The 13,319-nt window shown below is 65.6% G+C and carries 13 protein-coding genes and 1 pseudogene; 5 read left to right on the top strand and 9 right to left on the bottom strand.

What is annotated here, in order from left to right:
• Window positions 1-11: 11 nt before the first annotated feature.
• Both LPC10_RS05570 and LPC10_RS05565 read right to left on the bottom strand, forming a co-directional pair.
• Complete coding sequence (locus LPC10_RS05570) at window positions 12-206, bottom strand: hypothetical protein (RefSeq protein WP_231345810.1); 195 nt, start codon at window positions 204-206, stop codon at window positions 12-14.
• Window positions 206-2,365 (bottom strand): AAA family ATPase, encoded by a 2,160-nt coding sequence (locus LPC10_RS05565; protein WP_231345809.1) that lies wholly within the window; start codon window positions 2,363-2,365, stop codon window positions 206-208. Before LPC10_RS05565 ends, LPC10_RS05570 begins: the two co-directional genes overlap by 1 nt.
• A 681-nt stretch (window positions 2,366-3,046) precedes the next feature.
• On the opposite strand from LPC10_RS05565, the gene LPC10_RS05560 reads away from it, so the two are divergent.
• From LPC10_RS05560 to LPC10_RS05545, 4 genes are read left to right on the top strand one after another with little or no spacing between them, the layout of a single operon-like run.
• Window positions 3,047-4,354, top strand: a complete 1,308-nt coding sequence (locus LPC10_RS05560; RefSeq protein ID WP_231345808.1) for a glycosyl transferase family protein — start codon at window positions 3,047-3,049, stop codon at window positions 4,352-4,354.
• Between the two features lie 10 nt (window positions 4,355-4,364).
• Entirely contained in the window at window positions 4,365-4,559 is a 195-nt protein-coding gene (locus tag LPC10_RS05555) for a hypothetical protein (RefSeq protein WP_231345807.1), read from the top strand.
• A gap of 4 nt (window positions 4,560-4,563) precedes the next feature.
• Window positions 4,564-5,700, top strand: a complete 1,137-nt coding sequence (gene wecB, locus LPC10_RS05550) for a non-hydrolyzing UDP-N-acetylglucosamine 2-epimerase (RefSeq protein ID WP_231345806.1) — start codon at window positions 4,564-4,566, stop codon at window positions 5,698-5,700.
• 11 nt (window positions 5,701-5,711) lie between these two features.
• Window positions 5,712-6,812 (top strand): HlyD family secretion protein, encoded by a 1,101-nt coding sequence (locus tag LPC10_RS05545; RefSeq protein ID WP_231345805.1) that lies wholly within the window; start codon window positions 5,712-5,714, stop codon window positions 6,810-6,812.
• A 245-nt stretch (window positions 6,813-7,057) separates the two neighbouring features.
• Here the strand turns inward: LPC10_RS05545 and LPC10_RS05540 are convergent.
• The 6 genes and pseudogenes from LPC10_RS05540 to LPC10_RS05515 form a co-directional block, all read right to left on the bottom strand.
• A pseudogene (locus LPC10_RS05540) lies at window positions 7,058-7,396 on the bottom strand (transposase); the annotation flags it as partial.
• 263 nt (window positions 7,397-7,659) lie between these two features.
• Window positions 7,660-8,289, bottom strand: coding sequence for a tyrosine-type recombinase/integrase (locus LPC10_RS05535; RefSeq protein ID WP_231345804.1), 630 nt, complete (start codon window positions 8,287-8,289; stop codon window positions 7,660-7,662).
• Window positions 8,290-8,503: 214 nt separating this feature from the next.
• The gene (locus LPC10_RS05530) at window positions 8,504-9,055 is read right to left on the bottom strand and encodes a cytochrome b (RefSeq protein WP_370644659.1); all 552 of its coding nucleotides are present in this window, start codon (window positions 9,053-9,055) and stop codon (window positions 8,504-8,506) included.
• Window positions 9,055-10,167 (bottom strand): catalase family peroxidase, encoded by a 1,113-nt coding sequence (locus LPC10_RS05525; protein ID WP_231345802.1) that lies wholly within the window; start codon window positions 10,165-10,167, stop codon window positions 9,055-9,057. Before LPC10_RS05525 ends, LPC10_RS05530 begins: the two co-directional genes overlap by 1 nt.
• A gap of 7 nt (window positions 10,168-10,174) precedes the next feature.
• Entirely contained in the window at window positions 10,175-10,942 is a 768-nt protein-coding gene (locus tag LPC10_RS05520; RefSeq protein ID WP_231346972.1) for an anti-sigma factor, read from the bottom strand.
• A 2-nt stretch (window positions 10,943-10,944) separates the two neighbouring features.
• Complete coding sequence (locus LPC10_RS05515) at window positions 10,945-11,475, bottom strand: RNA polymerase sigma factor (protein ID WP_231345801.1); 531 nt, start codon at window positions 11,473-11,475, stop codon at window positions 10,945-10,947.
• 266 nt (window positions 11,476-11,741) lie between these two features.
• On the opposite strand from LPC10_RS05515, the gene LPC10_RS05510 reads away from it, so the two are divergent.
• The gene (locus tag LPC10_RS05510) at window positions 11,742-12,020 is read left to right on the top strand and encodes a hypothetical protein (protein WP_231345800.1); all 279 of its coding nucleotides are present in this window, start codon (window positions 11,742-11,744) and stop codon (window positions 12,018-12,020) included.
• Window positions 12,021-12,319: 299 nt separating this feature from the next.
• Here the strand turns inward: LPC10_RS05510 and LPC10_RS05505 are convergent, their stop codons facing one another.
• The gene (locus LPC10_RS05505) at window positions 12,320-13,225 is read right to left on the bottom strand and encodes a sigma-70 family RNA polymerase sigma factor (RefSeq protein WP_231345799.1); all 906 of its coding nucleotides are present in this window, start codon (window positions 13,223-13,225) and stop codon (window positions 12,320-12,322) included.
• Window positions 13,226-13,319: the final 94 nt, after the last annotated feature.

Below are 13,319 nucleotides of genomic sequence, written 5' to 3'. Positions count from 1 at the left end.
GGATGACAAGCCTATCGTCGAGTGCTTCGACGATCCACCGACATCATCCTGAGGTTCTCGAACTCCGCGCGTTTCCGCACGATTTCGGCTAAGCCAGCGATGACGGTCTCGCGATCGCTTTTGAGGATCTTGCAGAGCGTGTCGATCGCGTCGGAAAGCGGCTGCAGATCGCCCAAGTCCGGGGCGTCAGGCATCAGCGCGAACATCACAACACCTCTGCGGCAGTCGTGGAACACACGTCGGATTCGCAGTCTGTCTCCGTCTTTAGCGCGAGGTCGATCTCGTGCCGGGAAAGGTAGCCGCTTTCCTCGAGCATTCCTGCGAGCGCCTGTAGTGCCGGTCTGCGCTCAGTTAGGATTCTTCGCGCTCGCTCGCTCGCGTGCCGTAGGCGCTCGACAACAGCCGGGAGAACGCCCGCGATCAGGACTGTGTCAGCCGCAGCCTCCAGATGCACATTCCCGAGTTGCCCGAGGCCGAATGTCAACTCGATGTCGCGTGCGATAGCCGTCGCCATCGCGAGGTCGGAGTTCGCGCCGAAGCCTGCGCCGATCGACCCTGCACCGAGTTCGATCTCCTCCGCGATCCGGCCGGCTAGGAGCGACGCCATGGCCGCCTCCAGCTCGTGCAGGGTCGCAGCTCCCTCCATAGCCAGTTGCAGGCAGGCCTGCCCGCCATTGTCGTGCAGGGAGAGGTCCGTGAGCATGCCGAAGCCAAGGGCGTGGCTGACGACCGCGTGCCCTGCCTCATGGACGGCGACGCGGTGCCTGATGGTGGCCGGGAGTGGACGGCGCCCCTGTCGAACCTCGGCCAGTACATCGTCAACAGTCACGGCTCTGGCTTTACGGCGCGCCGTCCCCTTGGCACGCCGAATGAAGGCCTCGACGTCCGCCCCCGTCATGCCGCGAGCCGCCAAGGCCAGCGGCAGCATCGACGCGCTCGGCAGAATCTCGCGCCCGAGATGGTGGCGGAAGATCTGGGCTAGAGCCGCCGTATCCGGTTTCGCGATTGCGATCTCTCGGTCCAGACGTCCCGCTCGCTTCACGGCGGGATCGATCTTTTCTGGGTAATTCGTGGCGGCCACCACCACAACGCCAGGCCGCTCGTCCACCCCGGCGAGCAGCTCGAGGAATAGGTTCACGATCTGGGTCCAGTACTGCACATATTCGCCCCGAATCTGCCCACGGTCGGAGATGCCGTCGATCTCGTCGATAAACAGGATACAGGGTGCTTGCGCCTTTGCCTGCGCGAAGACCTTGCGGATCGCCTGGAGCGTCCCCGACAGGTAGTCGGCGCTGTTCCACTCTGCGACCGAGGTCCCCACCAGCGGGACGCGTGCAGATTTTGCCAACGCACGGGCAAAGCTCGTTTTGCCGACGCCAGGCGGCCCCGAGAGCAGCAGGCCGCGATGGTCGAATTCGGCCCAACTCAACTGGCCGCTCCGGTAGGCTTGCAGGTCGGACGCGGCGGCGAGCCCCCAGGTCTTGGCCTCGCCGTAGCCGTCAAGCTCCTCCAGTGCAGTTCCTTCGCCGAGATAGTCGGCCTTGGCTGCAACGATGCGCTCCAGCGCTTCGATGCATGAATCGGAGGACGTCGCCCTCCGGAGAGCGACGGGCAGATCAACGATGTCGATCATGCGCAGCAGATCCTGATCGATCCCCCGCGATGGCCGGCTGCCGACCACGGCTTCAACAACGAGTGCGAGTCCAGCCTGATCCAGACTCGGCAGAGTGATCCGGTGTTCGGCAGAGCGCATCAGGTCGCGCGGCAGTTGACGCTTCGGATCCGGGGCAATTCCAACGATCGGAACCCGCACATGCAGTGCGGTGCCGATCACATCATTGCCCTTCTCGGGCCGAGCGTCGCGACCGACCCCATCGCAGACGAACAGGGCGGCATTTCTGCGGGTCAGCTCACGGGCTCTCCCGCTCGAGAGTTCTACGACCTTCGTGTCTGCCCGGAACAGGCACTTCTCCGCGACGATGCGGACAGGTTCGACAAGATCGGTCACGTGCGTGGCGAGCGTGACGACGGGCGCCTCGCGGCGCAGCCGGCGAACAAGACCGGGCTCTGCCTCGATCGCGCGAGCGAGCATAACGGCCACGGCGGCGAGATCCGCTGGAACCGGGACATGCGTGGCCTCCGGTCGGTTCTCTTCATCCTGGACGACGATTTGCTCGATGGCGTCGTCCTCGTCGAGAAGAGGGTCATCCCCGAAGCCGAACGGGTTGGAGCGTTGGTCGGCCTTGAGGCGCTTGCGTTCGTCCTGGGCGAGTTGTTGCAGGAAGGCACGTGCGAGTTGGTCGGAGGATGTGCCGTCATGGGCACGCGGATCCGTGGATGGAAGCAAAGAGGATGGAGCGAGCATGCGAGATCTCCCACGGCCGAGCCACTGGGGGGCTGGCCGTCAGCGTAAGAGCTGGATTGGGCGCGGCGACGCGGCTGGCTCGACGGATTGGGAGCACTCGGCAGGCGTCGGGTTCGGCAGATCGCCTGCTTCATAGGCGACGACAAGGCTTGGAACATAAATGGAACATGTGCGCTAGCGGGTAAAATGACTTGTGCACAGACGCGGAGTATTTGCGCTTTCGCATTGATGCGCCATGAGCCGACCTTGGGCCGGCACGCACTGAACCGCCGCTTTCGACCCGTTTCGGGCATCGAAAGTGTCCGCTCTGAAGCAAACGCGGTGTACCAACCGGCTCTCGAGGGAGTGGGAGCAGGATTCCGGCGGCATAGAGAAGCACTCCTTCCCTAATCGTGCGGCCCCAGTGTGCCCTCCTGCGCGGGCGATCCTTGCAGCAAAAAAGTAGCACACTTGAACAAGCAGAGGGACCTGATTCCAAGGTTTCAGCAAGCCTTCGATGCGCGCGAATGTCGCACCTGCGCCTCGCGTGAAAGTTGCGCGCCTCATCCCCATAAATATCGCATCACAATCCACTTTCCCTTTATGGCGCCCTTCAGCGTCGCCGTAGGTCCGAGCCGTATACGAACGGGCCGGAGATAGAACTTGGACTCGGGTTTTATACTACTCAGCTTCACGCTGCTCATGAGTGTGCTGATCAGCCTCTCCTCCATCGACGATGCCTTCATCGACATCGCGGCGCTCGGCATCGTCAGGCTTGGAGTGCCGGGCCTGTCCCCGGTAGGGTCCGAATCCGGGCTCCCCCGGATCGCAGTCTTTGTCGCCAATTGGCACGAGGAAGATGTTCTCGGGAAAATGGTCGAGGGGAACCTCCGCCGTATCACCGATCCAGCAGTGAGCCTCTTCCTCGGCGTCTACCCTAACGACACAGGAACGCTGCGGGTCGCCAAAGAACTGGAGGCAAAATACCCGGATCGCGTCCAGGTGATCGTCAATACGCTCGATGGGCCGACCTCAAAGGGGCAGATGCTAAATGAGATGTTCAATCAGGTCTTCAGCAGGAACGACTGCCCGGACATCGCTGTCCTGCATGATAGCGAGGATGTGATCGACCCAAGAACGTTCCGGATCTACGCCGAATACGCGAGGAACGGCTACGACTTCATCCAGGTGCCGGTGTTCTCCTTGAACCGGGGCAGGAATGCCCACGTCGCCTCGACCTACATGGACGAGTTCGCCGAAAGGCACACGCGCGAGATGGTCGTCCGCAACGCGGTCGGGGCCATGATCCCCTCAGCGGGTGTCGGCACGGCCCTCACGAAGAAGCTCGTGCGCCACTTCGTCCGCGAGCGCGGAATGGTGCTTCTCTCCGGCACCGTCACGGAGGATTACATCCTCGGTGTCGAGGCGAAGCGGGCAGGTTTCAAGTCGGCCTTTGCCGCGGTCTCCGCCGACGAGACGCGCGGATTCGATTTCGTCGCCACCCGCGAGTTCTTTCCCCGGACCCTGGCAGCGTCGGTTAAGCAGAAGACACGCTGGATCTACGGCATCAACTTCGAGGCCATGCGCAAACTCGGCTGGGAAGGAGACCTCTGGGACAAGTATTTCTTCATGCGTGATCGCAAGGGGATGATCACGAATTTTCTGCCGCCGATCTTGCTGACGCTCCTGCTCCTCTATGCCGTCGGCTTGCTGTCCGCGGACGCAATGCCGATCGAGTGGGAGAGGATCTTCCATGTCTCGCTCGTCCTGAACTCCATTTCGGCGTTCATGCGCTACGTGTTCCGGATCTTCGCGAACCATCAGGTCTATGGAGAGTACGACCCGATCGGCGTGGCCGTACGCTGGCCCGTCGCCCTCTACATCAACATGATGGCTGTGTTCGGGGCGTGGAAGATCTTTCTCGGTGAATCGAATTTCGGCACGAAACCGATCGTTTGGTCGAAGACGGCGCACGAACTTCCCGAAGATTTCATGGCCGCCCGCAGGTGAAGAGGAAATTATGACCGACGATCCGGTCAAGACCGAACCCCGTGCATTCTTGCTCGATCCCTGGACTCTAGTGCCTCCACCAAATCGGCGGAACGGTGTCGTCTTCTCGCCGTACTTCCCGGAACGCAATGAGCGGCCGGAGCCGAGCCGCGAAGACGATGCGAAGCTGCGCCGCCGCAAGCCCCTACCGACCCGGAAGAGCTGACGTCATGACGGTGCGTATCCTCGTCACGATGGGCACGCGGCCCGAGATCATCAAGCTCGGGCCTGTTTGCCAGGAGTTGAGCAGGCGCTCAGGCGTCGAGCTCGAGGTGTTCTGGACGGGCCAGCACATCGAGCTCGCGGCCGGCCTCGCCGACTTGTTCGACCTGAAGATCAGCCACAACGGCAGCAAGGTCATGGGCGAACCTGACCTCGCCGGGAAGTTCAGTGTCATGGCGCAGCAGATCGGGGGCGTGCTGCGCCAGAAGCGGTATGACTGGGTTGTCGTGCAGGGCGATACGATCACGGCGGCCGCCGCGGCCGTCGCCGGCTTCTACAATTGCGTACCGGTCGCGCATGTGGAGGCCGGGCTGCGCACCGGGAACCTCCATTCTCCATGGCCGGAGGAATTCGACCGGCGTGTCATCACCTTGTCCAGCTCGGTGCATTTCGCGCCGACCGCGATGGCAAGGGACGCCCTGCTGAGAGAGGGGGTGCCTAGCCGCGACGTCATCCTGACCGGAAACACCGTCGTGGATGCCCTGCTCCATGTCCGGGAGCAGGTGCAGGGAAACTACCGGCCGCGGGATCCCGACATCGCCAAGCTGCCAAAGGGCAGGAAGCTGGTCCTGGCGACGCTCCATCGCCGCGAGACCATCGGCGAGGGGCATCGAAACGTCCTGAGAGCCCTGCGGACGCTGGCCCGGGACGGTGACAAGGTCGTCGCGCTCCCCGTCCACCTCAACCCGGAGGTGCGCGGGGAGGTGCTCGATGTTCTGGAAGATGAGCCTGGCGTGTATCTGCTCGCTCCGCTGCAATACCCCGACTTCGTGCACCTTCTCAGCCGTGCCTGGACCGTTGTGACCGATTCCGGCGGGCTGCAGGAAGAGGCCCCGACCTTCGGCCTCCAGATTCTGATCACCCGAGATACGACCGAGCGCCCCGAATGCGTGAGCGCTGGTTTCGGCAAGCTCGTGGGAACCGATTACGGTGCGATCGTGGAGGGCGTGCGCCGCCTCACGGCTGACGACAGGCCTCTGCTTCTCGAGACCGCGAACCCGTTCGGCGACGGCCGTGCATCGCTGCGAATCGCCGATCGGCTCCTCGCACCTGCGGTGAACGCTCTGGTCGCCGCGAACCGATGAACGAGGGAGACATGTCGGAACTCAAAGTCAGCGCAGTGAGGTGGAAACGAGCCAGGAAGGTCCTGGCCGGCATCGTCATTTGCGCCCTGTCTGTCGGAGGAGCTTTCTACTTCCTCGCGACAGGACGGTTGTTGCTGGACGCCGATGGCGTGATCACGCGCGAGTACGTGTCGGTGTCGGCTCCGTACAACGACTCGATCATCAGGCAGGTTCTCGTCCATCGAGGCGAGCTGGTCCGGGAGGGGCAGAAGATCGCGATCGTGGAATCGCCCAGCATCTCGCACACGCTCGCCAACCTCTCGATCCAGAAGGGGAAGATCGTCGCGGAGATCTCTCAGCTGAAGAGCCGCCGCGCCGTCACGCAGACGCTGCTTCCGGATGCCAAGAAGAACAGGGACGAAACGCTGGCATACCTGGAGCAACTCAAGGATGCGCGCGAAAAAGGGCTGACCGTGGAAAGGAGCGTTCACGAGATGTCGGTCCTGCATGTGCAGGCTGCCGAGAAATACCTCTCGCTTCTCTCCGACGAGAAGGCCATCGATGAGCAGATCGAGGCGAACCGTGCCGCGCTGAAGGAGATCGAAGGCACCTCACAGAACCTGAAGGACATCTACAATGATGGCATCCTCCTGGCCCCGGCCGGAGGCTATGTCGGGCCGGTGGTCGCCTCGGTCGGGGAAATGCTGAACGGCAACGACTCGGAGGTGACGAAGATCTTCAAAGGGCCGAGTTTCGCGGTCGCCTACATCCCCGAAACCTACATGTTCGAACTCCGTGAAGGAGAGCCGGTCAGAGTGAAAGTGCGCGGCCGGTCCTACACGGGCGAGATCGAGAAGGTGCTGCCGGTCACGAAGGCGCTCCCGCCGGAATTCCAGCTGCCCAACAGGCAACGCGAGCGGGGCCAGCTCGTGCGGATCGATCTACCGAACGCCGATGAGTTCGCCCTGGGGCAGAAGGTGCGGGTGAGAAGCTGCCTGCTGTCGGACTGCCAAGACGTGGCGGGTACCATCAGGGAGGCGGTCTCCGCGGTGGCGAGCGCCGCGCGGAACGTCGCCGCGCCCGCCGCAGCTCCGTCGGGTAGCGCAGGGGTTGGTTCGATCCACAGGGCTTGACCTGCCAGCCGTCGTTGCGTGTCAAGCAGCCGGCGTGTCTGAGCCTCTTGAGTCGAGGGCTGACAACGCTCGACGGTCGGTCTTGTCGGTGCCGCGACGAAGGCGCACCCGATCGCATCAGACTGCAGTTGTGCGATACGCCGTTAGCCGATCTTCAGGCGCCTCCCATTGTGTTTTCAGCCAGATTCCATTGACAAGGTGAGGCCAACGCCGCCCGAGCGTGCGGCCTGCGCATCGAGGATGGCGCCGGTCGGGCTAGCTTCGCGCCCGGTACGCTCGCGGTCGGCCAGGGTGAGGGCGTGGGCGAGGCGCTCGAACACGCCCGCCTTCGACAGCCTTAGGAACCAGCGGTGAACGGTGGACCACGGCGGGAAGTCCAACGGCAGGTGCCGCCACGCGCAGCCGGTGCGCAGGACGTACTGGATGCCGTCCAGGATTGCCCGCAACGGCCAGCGCCAGGGACGACCCGCGCGCGACGGCTCAGGCAGGAGCGGGGCGATCAGCGCCCACTCCGTGTCGGTCAAGCTGCTTGCGTAGGGCAGGCTCTCGCGCGCAAGCTCGGCGCGGGCGGCGGCTGTCCACATCGGCGATCCAGGGTGAGCGTCAGACACTCCCCCAACGTCGACGATGCTCGCCGCTCACCCCAAACGACCGTCCGACTAACTCTTATGAAACGGGGTCTAACCGGGTGCTTCTACCCAGACCTTCTATTGCACACCAGATCCGCTACTGCTTTGGGATGGGACATTCGAACTGACTCGGCGAAAAGTCCGCAAGGGGTCATTTGGCACCCTGGGGGCGACCATTTTACTGACACGCCGCGGCCATTTCGACCGCGGCGCCCGTTTCAGATCTCGGTCTGCTCTGAGAGGATCAGCGCGTCGTCAACCTCAATGCCGAGGTAGCGAACCGTGCTCTCAAGCTTGGTATGGCCAAGGAGCAGTTGGCAGGCTCGGATGTTGCCGGTGCGCTTGTAGACCAGCGCAACCTTCGTGCGGCGCAGGCTGTGCGTGCCGAACGCCGAAGGGTCCAGGCCGATCAGGGCAACCCAGCGGTCGACCAGCCGACTGTAGTGCCGCGTCGTGAGATGCTCTCCGAGCCGACTCCGGCTTGGAAACAGCCAGTCGCCGGCTTTCAACCTGCGTGCCGTCAGCCAAGCCGAGAGAGCCTCGCGCGTCGGTTCGGTAATCTCGAATGGAACCGGCCTGCCGGTCTTGCGCTGGCAGACGGTCGCTCGGAGACGCACGGCGTCGCCCAGGTAGATATCGCTCACGCGCAGGCCGACGAGATCACACCCGCGCAGCTTGCTGTCGACGGCAAGGTTAAACAGGGCGAGGTCTCGCGTGCGGTTGGCGAGTTGGAGGCGCGTGCGCAGGGCCCAGATGTGCTTCGGCTTCAGCGGCGGTTTGGGTCCGACGATACGCCCGCGGTTCCAGGGAACACGCGGTTTTGTGGAAACGGTAACGACTTCGGGCATGACAGGCTCCTGGGTTCAGGAGCCCGCCATGAGGAACCCGATGCTGCCAGTGCGCCCAATGTCGAATGACGGCTCTCTGCAACACAAGCCGACATTGGAGCCGGCGGGCCTAGACCGTTGCTCCCGACCCGATCCGGACCTTTGGTGGCAGCACCTCGAATGCCCGCTTGTTGCACGACAGCCGAAGGAAGCCAGGCCTGTCAGAGGCCGCTGCTCATAAATCCCCAGCCGAGCGCCGCGAAAGCCAAGGTGCCATGCTGGCGAAGACGCCGTCCTGGCGGATCAACCCATGCAGCAGGGCCGCCCCGAGATGCGCCACGATGAGCCCGAACAGTCCGTAGGCCAGAACGGTGTGGAGTCCGCGCAGCCACGCATAGAGCATCGGGCTCTGCGGCAGGATCGGCGGCAGCACCAGCGGCCCGACCACCGCGACGGGAAGGCGCCCCGCCGACAGCATCGCCCAGCCGACGAGCGGCATGGCCAGCATCAGCCCGTAGAGGGCGATGTGCGAGGCCTGCGCGGCCCGCCGCTGCCACGGAGGCAGATCCGTCGGCAGGGGCGGCGGGGAGCGACGCCAGCGGTTGGCGAGCCGCAGGACCGCCAGAAGCAGGATCAGCAAGCCGAGCGGGCGATGCAGTGCGACCAGCCTGCCGTAATCGGCGAGTGAGGTCACCATCGCGACGCCGATGAACAGCATGGCCAGGATCAGCACCGCCATGCTCCAGTGCAGCAGGCGGGCCGGCGCATTGAAGTGGGTGGGGTGCATCACAGGGCGTCTCCTTTGCCGGCCGTCGCGATCACGGCGCTGGGGCTCGTCGCCTCGCCCGCCCGGCGGGTGAAGGAGCGGGCATAGGCGGCCGAGCGGGCGCTCAGCAGCGGATCGTCGGACGGGGCGATGCCGTCCGGCAGGACGAGCGGGTCGAAGTTGACGTCCCGGCAATTGCCGGCCTCCTCGGGCGTCGCACCGGTGAGGGTCAGCGTGCCCACGTCCAGGCTCTCGCGGTCGGCTGGCCAGGGCAGGGTCGCGTCGGCGGTGGCATCGCCCGACCGGCCGACCGTGACGACGAGGTGCCAGCGCAGCGGTGCCTGCCGAAGCTGCGCGATGAGGTCGTCGAACAGGTAGTTCTTGTCCGTCCGCGCGGCTTGCGCGGTGGTCTCCGGCACCGCCGGCCGCTCCGGTATGAGGGCCCAGCGCACCGGCTTGGCGCGGCCGTCGGCGGCCACGAACCGGAAGGCGTTCAGGCTGCGGAAGGTGCTGTCGGCGAAGCCCGCGGTGATCTGGCGCGCCTTGATCAGGCTTGCTGCCTTCGCGCTCTCCGGATGAACGGCGAAGAACGCCTTCATGCGCTCCGGGTCGGGCTTGCCGGTGGCCGGATCGGGCTTGGCTGCGAGCAATTGCTCGTAGAACGCCTCGGGCGTGCGCACGGGGAAGACCGGGAGGGCGTTCATGCCCGTGCGCCACTCCTCCCGATCCGGGAGCCTGAACCGCAGGGCGAGGCTGCGCACGGTCGTTGCGGCATCCGCCGCGTAGGGTTGCCCGCCCGCGAGCGCGACCCGCCCCTCGACCGGCGTCACCCGCCCCGCTGCGAACACGCCCGCCTTCGAGAGGCCGGTGCCTGCCCCGTTGCCAGCGAATTCACCGACCACGCACAGGCCCTTGGCATGGTTGCGCCGGAAGCCCGGATGCGGGCCGTTCACCTGCTCGAAGCGATCGACGATGCGGGCCGGGGTCAGCGCGGCCGGCGACAGCCAGCCGCCTGCGGCGGCAAAGGCCCCGGCCGTGCCGGCGAGCAGCGCCCCGATGGCGGAGACACGTAGCATCAGGGCGCGCGGGGGCATTCCGGGCGGAGCCCCGGTCAGGCGGTGCAGCAGAGCCATGGAAGCCTCAGGTGTTCGTCGCAGTCGTGCGGCGGATTTCGTTGGCGAGGGGATGCAGAACGGCGGGATCGCTCGCGCCGACAAGGCTGTAGCCGAGCCCGCCCTGGGCCCAGGCGTAGCCGGTGGCCGATCCCGTCCGGTGCTCGCGCATTGGCGCGTCGCCCGGCTGAGCCATGGGGCGCATCAGCATGACGAGCCGCGTGCCGCGCGAATCGTCGTACATCAGCAGGCCCGCCGGGCCGTGCGGCGTGGCGACGAGGCGCCCGCCCATCAGCCGGTAGCCGGAGCCGCTCAGGTCCGGCACGCCGACGCGGCGGTCGAGCCGGGCGGAGAACCAGCGGGCGAGTTCGTCACTGCTGCTCGCCGCGAGTTCGACCGGGCGCAGGCGGTCGGGGGCGTAGACGGCGTAGTTCGCGCTCGCCTCCTGGGCCAGGGCATCGACGCCGGTCATAGGTGCGGACAGCGTGCCGCGAAGACCCCAGCCACCGATCCCCCCGAGCGCCAGCAACACGGCCGCGGCCGCCGCCTGCCACGCCGGCAGACGCGGGCGCCGCCGCGCCGCGACGAGGTGGGCGAGGTTGAGCTGGGCCGGGACCGGCTCGGCGGCCACCGGCGCGAAGGCGTCGCGCAGGGCGTCGCCGAGCCCGCGCATGCGCTCGACGCGCAAAGCGAGATCGGGATGGCGGGCGAGGTAGGCCTCGACCTCGGCCCGGCGCGCCGCCTCCAGGCGGTCATCGATGAGGGCCTGGATGTCGTCCTCGGTGATCGGGCGCACGGTCACTTCACCCTCCTGAGCAGCGGACGCCCGGCGGGGGCGGATGTGCGCTCCCCGTCCATGAGCTGGATCATGCGGTCGCGGGCCCGCGCCAGACGCGACATCACCGTCCCGATCGGGATGGCGAGCACCTGGGCCGCCTCGGCGTAGGACAGCCCCTCGACGCTCACGAGCAGCAGTACCCCGCGCTGTTCTGCCGGCAGCGCATCGAGCGCCGCCGTCAGGTCGCGCTGGAGCAGGCCCTCATGCTGGTTCGGGGCGACCGCGAGGACCGCCTCAGGGGCGTCCTCGACGGGCAGGGACATGCCGCGGCGAGCGCGCTGGCGCATCTGGCTCACGGCGAGATTGTGGAGGATGGCGTAGAGCCACGTGCGCACGTCACCGTCCGCCCGGCGCTGATGCCAGCGGCCGATGGCGCGCTCCAAGCAGTCCTGCACGAGGTCGTCGGCATCGGTCGGGTTGCGCAGGAGCGCGCGGGCATAACGGCGTAGCGCCGGGATGAGCGGCTCGATGAGGCGGACCATATCGCTCACGGCCAGTCTCCTGACATGCGCGGACTTTCCTATGCCGGGTTGCCCGCGGCAGGGGTGCCCGGCGACGGCATGGGAGCAGAGACGCCGTTTCTCGACGTTTATTCCAAGCCCTCCGGATTTTTTCTTCGTTGCACCGCAGGCCCGGCGCGGAACGATGAAGCCGCGATTTTTTTAAACTGTGCACGGAATAATCCTCGAAAAGCGGCGTCTGTCAGGTCGTCGCCAGGCCGAGCCCAATGTTCGGTAGGAAATTCGAGGAGCCTGACATGTACAGCATCAAGCACAAAGCTCTCGTCCTGTTCGCGGCCGTCGGTATACTGGCCAGCGCCGGCGCCAGTGCGAAGACCGTCGCGCCGGAGCGGGTCTGTTCGGGCCTCTGCATCTCCGCACTCGCCTCCGATTGGACGGCCGGTGCGGCGCAGCGCCGCGAATTCTTTGAGACCGACACGGACTCGGCCAACGCCAACAACCCCGCCCTACCGCCCTACGCCCGCGGTCGAGGACAGGAGACGGGAGGCCCCGCGCGGGAGCTGATCCCGAATTGAGAGAATCACGCTCGCCTGCTCCGCCCCGTCAAGCTCGCTGTTCACCCCAGCGGTGGAACGACTGCTGGGGGGCGGCAGCTTCTGACACCGGACGGACAACCTCAGGAACCGAATGCCGGCCCTTGGCCGTCGATTGAAGTTGGCATTTGGGCACAAAGCCGTCGTTCAGCAGGCAGATACTGAACGACGGCTTCCCACCCCATCCGGTCCTTTAGCGGCCGTCACCCCAGAGTCCGCTTGGGGCCAAGAGTGCGAAGCTGAATGTCGAGTGGAGCGACTCGGGGACGCCCGCTGCCTGATCACTGCGTCCGCGAGGTTGGATTCGGTCTCACCGCGAGAGCCTGCGCGACGTGGCGGAGCTTGTCCGGATTGCGGGTGATGTAGATCGCAGTGATCCGGCCGTCCTCAATGGCGAGTGCAGTGGTTTGGAGAACATTGCCGCGTTCGCGGCTGACATAGCCGGGCAAGCCGTCGATCCAGACAGGTTCGAGCATCTGCGCCCAGTCTTGTCCCCATTTGCGCCGCACACCCTCGAACATGCGCAGGAGACGGTCCAATCCAGTGATGGGGTTGATGAAGGCCAGAACCTTGCCGCCGCCATCCGAGTGCAGCACCGCGTTGTCGGCGAGAATGGTTCGCAGCGCTGCGGTGTCGCCGCTGGTGGACGCCGCGAAGAAGGCGCGTGCGATCCGCTCGCCCTCTTCGCGCTCTACAGGGAAGCGCGGACGCGCAGTCTGCACGTTCCGCCGTGCCCGGACGGCGAGTTGGCGCACAGCCGCCGCCTCCCGGTCGAGTGTGTTCGCCACCTCGCCGAGCGGCACCCCAAAGACGTCGTGGAGGAGGAATGCCGCCCGCTCAAGCGGCGACAGGCGCTCCAGCGCCATCATCAGCGTCAATGTCAGGTCATCTTCGTCCACTCCATCATCATCTTTTTCGACGAGTGGCTCAGGCAGCCAAGCGCCGACGTAGGTCTCCCGGCGGGCGCGGGCCGACTTCATCTCGTCGAGGCAGAGGCGCGTAACGATGCGCGCGAGAAACGGATAAGGAGCAGCGACCTTCGTCTGGTCCACCGCCACCCAGCGCAGCCAGGCATTCTGCACGACATCCTCCGCTTCGCTGCGCGAGCCAAGCATGCGGTAGGCGATGCGCAGAAGCCGCGCGCGATGGGTCTCGAAGGTCACCGTGGCGATTTCGGCCTGCGACATGGCCCTTCCTAGAAAACAAAGTCGCTTGAGCAGATGTGGACGACCATCGGTTATCCTTGCCGCCTTGAACAGGTGCGTTCCCGCGCCGCCGTTG

The organism is Methylorubrum sp. B1-46 (assembly GCF_021117295.1).
Classification (GTDB): domain Bacteria; phylum Pseudomonadota; class Alphaproteobacteria; order Rhizobiales; family Beijerinckiaceae; genus Methylobacterium.
This window is presented reverse-complemented; position numbering and strand designations above follow the sequence as displayed.

Bases quoted from the DNA above. Each gene is read 5' to 3' on its own strand.
- LPC10_RS05570 (WP_231345810.1), bottom strand. From the start codon at position 206: ATGTTCGCGCTGATGCCTGACGCCCCGGACTTGGGCGATCTGCAGCCG.
- LPC10_RS05565 (WP_231345809.1), bottom strand. From the start codon at position 2,365: ATGCTCGCTCCATCCTCTTTGCTTCCATCCACGGATCCGCGTGCCCAT.
- LPC10_RS05560 (WP_231345808.1), top strand. From the start codon at position 3,047: ATGAGTGTGCTGATCAGCCTCTCCTCCATCGACGATGCCTTCATCGAC.
- LPC10_RS05555 (WP_231345807.1), top strand. From the start codon at position 4,365: ATGACCGACGATCCGGTCAAGACCGAACCCCGTGCATTCTTGCTCGAT.
- wecB (WP_231345806.1), top strand. From the start codon at position 4,564: ATGACGGTGCGTATCCTCGTCACGATGGGCACGCGGCCCGAGATCATC.
- LPC10_RS05545 (WP_231345805.1), top strand. From the start codon at position 5,712: ATGTCGGAACTCAAAGTCAGCGCAGTGAGGTGGAAACGAGCCAGGAAG.
- LPC10_RS05535 (WP_231345804.1), bottom strand. From the start codon at position 8,289: ATGCCCGAAGTCGTTACCGTTTCCACAAAACCGCGTGTTCCCTGGAAC.
- LPC10_RS05530 (WP_370644659.1), bottom strand. From the start codon at position 9,055: ATGCACCCCACCCACTTCAATGCGCCGGCCCGCCTGCTGCACTGGAGC.
- LPC10_RS05525 (WP_231345802.1), bottom strand. From the start codon at position 10,167: ATGGCTCTGCTGCACCGCCTGACCGGGGCTCCGCCCGGAATGCCCCCG.
- LPC10_RS05510 (WP_231345800.1), top strand. From the start codon at position 11,742: ATGTACAGCATCAAGCACAAAGCTCTCGTCCTGTTCGCGGCCGTCGGT.
- LPC10_RS05505 (WP_231345799.1), bottom strand. From the start codon at position 13,225: ATGTCGCAGGCCGAAATCGCCACGGTGACCTTCGAGACCCATCGCGCG.